Below are 6831 nucleotides of genomic sequence, written 5' to 3'. Positions count from 1 at the left end.
GCTGTGGTGGCGATCGCTGCGCGGGCTGTGGCGCTTCGGTGCGGTGCAGGGGCTGCTCGCCGGGGTGCCGGCGGCGGCGTTCCTGGTGGCGCTGGAGATCTGGGCGGCTACGGGCAGCGGGTGGGTGCTGCCGTCGCTGGGGGTGAGCGGGGCAGTGACGCTACTGGCCGTCCTGGGCCTGGGCGCGGCGCTGCCGCTGGGCGCCGCGCGGCCGGATCTGCGGGGCAGGCTGCTGTGGCTGTGCGCGCTGCACTTGGTAGCCCGCCGCCCGGTGCGCTTCCTCGCGGGCCCTTCGCTGGCGGTGCTCGGGGTATGGGCGGCGGTCCACTGGACGGCGTCGCTGCTGCTCCTGGTGCCGGGCCCCGCGGTGCTGGTGACCGCGGCGGCGGTGTGGACGTCGACGGCTGCGGCTTCGGCGGAAGGCGGTGCGGGTAGCGTCCAGGCCCATGACCAGCATGGAACTGAGCGAGCTGATGACCGACTTCGAGCGGCCGCTGGACCTGGTGGAGGAGACCGGTGAGCGGATAGACCTCACCGACGGCGGGGAGCGCACGGCGGTGCTGCTGCCCGCGGCCGAACTGGCCGAGCTGGAGCACTTCGCGCAGCGCGGCGGCTCGTACGGCCGAAGACCGCGTCCGTTCGCCGAGCAGCGCGGGCAGTTCGGTCCTGAGGAGCAGGGACCCTACGTCCGGTACGTACACGCCGACGGCGTGCGGATGACCTTCGTACGGGACCGGGCCGTCGTCGCCGAGCTGCGGTCCGCCGACGAGCTCGACTGGATCGAGGACCGCGCACGGATGGGTCGCCAGTTTTATATGCCGCCGAAGCAGGCGGCGGCGTTCGAGGCGTTCCTCGCCCGCCAGCCGCCGGTGGGCGATGGCATAGCGTGGATCGCCGGCGGCTGGAGCGAACAGCGCCCCTTCACCGTCATCGAATTCATCAAGGGCATGGCGCCCGAAGAGGTGGCCGTCGCCTATGGGGCCGACCCCCAGGACATCGCCGACGGGCTGCGGCTGCACCAGGTACGGGAGCAGGACGCGCGCGACCGCACGAACCTCCTCTTTGACACGCTCGCGTTCGGCACGGCGGGGGAGTGGACCTGGCTTGGCCACCACGCCTGGCCGCGCCCTCTCGACCCGGAGCCCGCGGAGCGGATCGCGCTGAGCGCGACCACGGCCAAAGCCATCTACACCTTCAGCTACATCAAGGACGGGGAGTACCAGAACCCGGCCCCGCTCGACGACGGGGCAGAGCCGGGCGATATCTACGAGCTGATCTGGTACGAGCCGGGGGAGCTGCCTTTCTCCCAGGAGGCGCCGCTCGGTTTCCTCAACCCGTACATCCGCCAGGCGGAGGAACACACGGACTGGACCGACGGGATCGCGCTCTTCTTCGCCGGCCTGGAGCGCGCTTTCGGCCTGTCCCTGCCCCGCGAGGAGATCACCTCGGGGGAGGTGCGCTGCGCCCGTCCCGTACGCCGCTGACCGGCAGTGGCTCCGGCTTCGTCCGGCGGCGATGTCAGTGGTGGCTTTTAGCCTGGAAGTCATGGAGGCTCGTCGACGTAATCAGCCCGGGACGGACCTGTGCGCCCGCCGTCAGGCCGTGACCCAGGTGGAGTGCTATCTGCCGGACACCCACTATCCGCTCCCGCACCGCGCCCTGGACGGCACGGTGTGGCATGACGCGCTGTGCCACGGCTGCCATGGCAGCGGCTGGGCGGAGGACGCGATATGCGGGGTGTGCAATGGCGGGGGCTTCGCGCTGCTGGAGTCGTGAAGCCCGCGTGTGAGTTTCCGCGTACCACTCGTGTCACCGCCGTGCGCACGTCATGATCTCAGAGTGACCGGTCGAGACGAGGGGGCGTGCCGGTGCGGGATCAAGTCCTCGGGGGCCGCTATCGGTTGGTGCGGGAGCTGGGCGAGGGTGGGATGGGCCAAGTGTGGGAGGCCCGCGACGAGACGCTGGACCGGCCGGTCGCGGTCAAGCTGATCTCCTTGCTCTCGGGTGGCGGGAGCCGGGGTGAGGAGGCGCGGGCCAGGTTTTTGCGCGAGGCGCGGATCACTGCCCGGCTGCAGCATGCGCACATCGTGACCATCCACGATCTCGGCGAGACGGATGCCGCGGACGGCAAGGTCCCTTTCCTGGTGATGGAGTTGGTGCCGGGAGAGAGCCTGGACGCGCTACTGCGCCGGGGCGGCGTCAGCCTGTCCGATGCGGCCCGCTGGGGCGCGCAGGTGGCGGACGCGCTCACGGACGCGCACGCCGCCGGGATCATGCACCGGGACATCAAGCCCTCAAACATCCTGATCACGCCCTCCGGGAATGCGAAGGTCCTCGACTTCGGCGTCGCCCGGGCCGCGGATCCGAACGCGACGGCGGACCGCCTGACACAGACCGGTTTCATCGTGGGCACGCCCCCGTACATGGCACCTGAACAGGCCCGCGGCCATCCGGAGCCGCGCAGCGACTTGTACGCCTTGGGCTGCGTGCTCTTCGAGCTGATCGTCGGCCGGCTGCCGTTCCAGGCGCCGGACACCGTCGGCTATCTCTCCGCCCATCTGACCGAGGAACCACCCGCCCCCAGCACAGTCTCGCCGGACCTCCCGCCAGAGTGGGACGATCTCGTGCTCACGCTCCTCCGCAAGGACCCCGCCCAGAGATACGCGAACGCCGGTGAAGTGACGCAGGCCCTGCGCCGGTTCGAGCACGCTCCGGCGGCCCCCGCGCCGTCGCGCGTGCGGGGGCCAGTCCCGCCCACAGCCGTCTTGCCCGAGCCCGCCGCGGCTCAGAGTCCTGGTGGGGTCAAGGAGGCCATCGAGCGGTTTCTGCCACCGGCCGTCCTGGCGGCGGCTAGTGCAGCGGTGATCAGGCCCGAGCTCCCGATGTCTCTGGAGCAGGGGTATACGGGCCCGCACGAAACCATTCCCGCGGTGGTGTACGTAATCCTGCTGGCGGGCTGCCTGGGGCTGACGGCGGCTCTCACACCTCGCACGAGCGACGCCGTTCGCTATGCGGGATACGTGGCCACAGCCCTCCTGATGCTGTCCACCGCGCCGTTCGACGATGATGACGGCAGGGCATTGCTTCCGCTGGCCATCCTGAGCTGTGCGCTGTTCTGCTTCCGCGAACACCGAAGCCGCGGGCCCGGGAATGCCCGGCCGCTCTCGGCGACGCTCGCCGGGTTCGCAGCGCCGTTCGTCGCGCTCATCCCGTACGGCACGGGCTTCGGGCCGGTGCTCGACTTCGGTTACACCGTCTACGGGACTGCGGGCAGTGTGGGCCTGGTCGTGCTCGTCTGCCTGACCGCGCTACTCACGCCGCAATCGCGAGACGTCGCCCGCAAAGTGGGATACGGAGCCGCAGCGCTCTGCGCTCTCGTCGCCGTATACAAGATCTGGCTGAGTCTTGAGCAGGACTACAAGTTCGACGGGGGCTACGTGGGAGTGGGCGCCCTGGCCATCGCGGCGTACTGCTATCGCGAGGTCACGACGCGACGAGCGGCTCCCGCCGACAGCGGGAGCTCGCTCGTCGGTCAACTCCGTTAGCGCTTGCGCTTGTCCTTGCCGCCGCCGCCCAGCAGGCCGGCGCGGCGGAGGGCGTCGGCCATCTCGCTGTTCTGGGGCGGGGCTTCGCGGCGGCGGTTGGCGCCGCCGCCCTGGCCGCCGCCCTGGCCACCCTGGCCGCCCTGGCGGCGTCCGCCGCCCTGGCCCTGGCGCTGGCCACCGCCACCGCCCTGACCGCGGCCACCGCCCTGGCCGCCCTGGCGCTGACGCGGCGGGCGTCCGCCGCCCTGGCCGCGCTCGCCGCGCTCGGCCCGGTCGCCGCGCTCGCCGCCCCCACCGCCCGACGTACGACCCCCACCCGGCTCGTCATCCAGCCGCAGCGTCAGCGAGATCCGCTTCCGGGGCGCATCCACGTCCAGGACCTTCACCTTCACGATGTCGCCGGGCTTGGCCACATCACGCGGGTCCTTCACGAACTGCTTCGACATCGCGGAGACATGGACCAGCCCGTCCTGATGCACGCCCACATCCACGAAGGCGCCGAAGGCGGCCACATTCGTGACCACACCCTCCAGGATCATCCCCGGCGCCAGGTCGCCGAGCTTCTCGACGCCCTCCTTGAAGGTGGCCGTCTTGAAGGCCGGGCGCGGGTCGCGGCCCGGCTTCTCCAGCTCCTTCAGGATGTCCGTCACCGTCGGCAGACCGAAGGACTCGTCCACGAAGTCCTGCGGCTTCAGCGCCCGCAGCGCCTGCGCGTTGCCGACCAGCGTCGCCACGTCGCCGCCCGCCGTCTCGCCCATCCGCCGCACCACCGGATACGCCTCCGGGTGCACGGCCGACGCGTCCAGCGGGTCGTCCCCCTCGCGGATGCGCAGGAAGCCCGCGCACTGCTCAAAGGCCTTCGGGCCGAGCCGCGGTACGTCCTTGAGCGCCACCCGGCTGCGGAACGGACCGTTGGCGTCGCGGTGCGACACGATGTTCTCCGCCAGCCCCGAGCCGATGCCCGAGACCCGCGCCAGCAGCGGCGCGGAGGCGGTGTTGAGGTCGACGCCGACGCCGTTCACGCAGTCCTCGACCACGGCGTCCAGCGAGCGCGACAGCTTCACCTCGGAGAGGTCGTGCTGGTACTGCCCGACGCCGATCGACTTCGGGTCGATCTTCACCAGTTCGGCGAGCGGGTCCTGCAGCCGCCGCGCGATCGACACCGCGCCGCGCAGCGACACGTCCATGCCCGGCAGTTCGGCCGAGGCGAAGGCGGACGCCGAGTAGACCGACGCCCCCGCCTCCGAGACCATCACCTTGGTCAGCTTCAGCTCCGGCTGCGCGGCGATCAGGTCGGCGGCGAGCTTGTCGGTCTCGCGCGACGCGGTCCCGTTGCCGATGGCGATCAGGTCGACGTGGTGCTCGCGCGCCAGCGTCGCCAGCTTGACCAGCGCCTCGTCCCACTTCTGCTGCGGCACGTGCGGGTAAATGGTGTCCGTGGCGGCCACCTTGCCGGTCGCGTCGACGACGGCCACCTTCACGCCCGTACGGAACCCGGGGTCGAGGCCCATCGTCGCGCGGGTGCCGGCCGGGGCGGCGAGCAGCAGGTCGCGGAGGTTGCCCGCGAAGACCTGCACCGCGTCGTCCTCGGCGGCGGTGCGCAGCCGCAGCCGCAGATCGATGCCGAGGTGGACGAGGATGCGGGTGCGCCAGGCCCAGCGGACGGTGTCCTGCAGCCACTTGTCGGCGGCCCGGCCGCGGTCGGCGACGCCGAACTTCTTCGCGATGGCCTGCTCGTACCAGCTGGGCCCCTCGGCCGCGGCGTCCGCGTCCGGCTCCAGGGTGAGGTCCAGGACCTCCTCCTTCTCGCCGCGGAGCATCGCGAGGGTCCGGTGCGAGGGCAGCTCGGTGAACGGCTCGGCGAAGTCGAAGTAGTCCGCGAACTTCGCGCCCTGCTCCTCCTTGCCCTCCCGCACCTTCGCGGCCAGCCGCCCGTGCGTCCACATCCGCTCGCGCACCTCGCCGATCAGGTCCGCGTCCTCGCTGAACCGCTCGGCGAGGATGGCGCGGGCGCCCTCCAGCGCGGCGGCGGGGTCGGCGAAGCCCTTCTCGGCGTCGACGAACGCCGCGGCGGCGGCCGTCGGCTCGACGGTCGGGTCGGTCAGCAGGCCGTCGGCCAGCGGCTCGAGGCCCGCCTCGCGGGCGATTTGCGCCTTGGTGCGGCGCTTGGGCTTGTACGGGAGGTAGATGTCCTCAAGTCGCGCCTTGGAATCGGCGGCCAGAATCTGCGCCTTGAGCGCTTCGTCCAGCTTGCCCTGGCCCTCGATCGACTCCAGGATCGCGGCGCGCCGCTCCTCGAGCTCGCGCAGGTAGCGCAGCCGCTCCTCGACCGTGCGCAGCTGCGCGTCGTCGAGGGTGCCGGTCGCCTCCTTGCGGTAACGGGCGATGAACGGCACGGTGCTGCCGCCGTCGAGCAGCTCGACAGCGGCCTTGACCTGGCCTTCGCGTACGCCGAGCTCCTCGGCGATCCTGCCTTCGATACCGGCAGCCCTGATCGAGGGGTTCGAGGTCGTCGCAGTCTCGGTCACAGTGAATCCGACTCGCCTTCATGGTGTGCGTGAGCCTGCACATTGTGCAGGGTCGGGGGGTCGGATGTCGCGCGACCTGAGGAGACGGCGTGCGGTGTGACGGGGAGCACGTGGTGCGCGGGCCGCGGTTTCGGGGTGTGGCGGGCGGCTACCCGTGCCGGTGACAGCGTCCCGACCTTGGGAGTTTCCCGTGTTCCGTGCCATTGCCGACATTCTGCGCATGATCGGCTCAACTCTCGCGACGATCGTCATGCTGCCGTTCCGCGCGGTCGCCCGCCTCTTCAACGGCGCATCCTCGTCCGGCCGCCGCCGCCCGGCGATGGGCCGCGGCCGCAGCACAGGCCGCCGCCCGACCCGCGGCCGCCGCCTGCTGTCGCCGCGCGCCTGACACCCGGCCGTCGGGCATCACCCGCCGACCGCTGGCCGCGGGCGCCGCGCGCCTCATGCCCGGCTGTCCGCCGCGGGCGTCGCCTACTGACCGCCTGCCGCGGGCGCCGCAGGTCTGAGATCCGTCCGTCCGCCGCGGACGCCGTGGGCTTGACGCCCGGCCGCCCGCCGCAGGCATCGCCCGCCAACGGTCCCGCTGCAGGCGCCGCCCGGCCGGGGGCCGCCGACTGCTCTCACCGCGCGCCTGACACCCGGCCGTCGGGCGTCACCCGCTGACCGCCCGCCGCGGGCGCCGTGGCCTGACGCGCCGGCCGCCCGTCCGCAGGCGTCGTCCGCCCGCGCCCTCCGACGCCCGCCCGGCTATCCCCTAC

Annotated in this window: 4 protein-coding genes and 2 pseudogenes; 5 read left to right on the top strand and 1 reads right to left on the bottom strand. The window is 72.0% G+C overall.

Features of this window, described 5'->3' with window-relative positions; translation table 11 throughout:
• The 4 genes and pseudogenes from G5C51_RS38555 to G5C51_RS38540 all read left to right on the top strand — a co-directional run.
• Positions 1–520: pseudogene (locus G5C51_RS38555) on the top strand (hypothetical protein); the annotation flags it as partial.
• Positions 447–1484 (top strand): type II toxin-antitoxin system Phd/YefM family antitoxin, encoded by a 1038-nt coding sequence (locus G5C51_RS38550; protein ID WP_165245006.1) that lies wholly within the window; start codon positions 447–449, stop codon positions 1482–1484. The pseudogene G5C51_RS38555 and the gene G5C51_RS38550, both read left to right, overlap by 74 nt.
• Before the next feature lie 61 nt (positions 1485–1545).
• On the top strand, positions 1546–1776 hold the full coding sequence (locus G5C51_RS38545) for a hypothetical protein (protein WP_165245004.1): 231 nt from the start codon (positions 1546–1548) through the stop codon (positions 1774–1776).
• A gap of 92 nt (positions 1777–1868) precedes the next feature.
• Positions 1869–3545, top strand: coding sequence for a serine/threonine-protein kinase (locus tag G5C51_RS38540; protein WP_338118471.1), 1677 nt, complete (start codon positions 1869–1871; stop codon positions 3543–3545).
• On the opposite strand, the gene G5C51_RS38535 is transcribed toward G5C51_RS38540, so the two are convergent.
• Complete coding sequence (locus G5C51_RS38535) at positions 3542–6073, bottom strand: Tex family protein (RefSeq protein WP_338118470.1); 2532 nt, start codon at positions 6071–6073, stop codon at positions 3542–3544. The two genes, G5C51_RS38540 and G5C51_RS38535, sit on opposite strands and share 4 nt — an antisense overlap.
• Positions 6074–6263: 190 nt before the next feature.
• On the opposite strand from G5C51_RS38535, the pseudogene G5C51_RS38530 reads away from it, so the two are divergent.
• Positions 6264–6383 (top strand): annotated as a pseudogene (locus G5C51_RS38530) (LPFR motif small protein); the annotation flags it as partial.
• Positions 6384–6831: the final 448 nt, after the last annotated feature.

Origin of the sequence: Streptomyces coryli, assembly GCF_011044975.1 — a bacterium.
Taxonomy (GTDB): Bacteria; Actinomycetota; Actinomycetes; order Streptomycetales; family Streptomycetaceae; genus Streptomyces; species Streptomyces coryli.
The sequence above is the reverse complement of the archived record's forward strand: the minus strand, read 5'-3'. Positions and strand labels throughout refer to the sequence as shown.

Bases quoted from the DNA above. Each gene is read 5' to 3' on its own strand.
- G5C51_RS38550 (WP_165245006.1), top strand. From the start codon at position 447: ATGACCAGCATGGAACTGAGCGAGCTGATGACCGACTTCGAGCGGCCG.
- G5C51_RS38545 (WP_165245004.1), top strand. From the start codon at position 1,546: ATGGAGGCTCGTCGACGTAATCAGCCCGGGACGGACCTGTGCGCCCGC.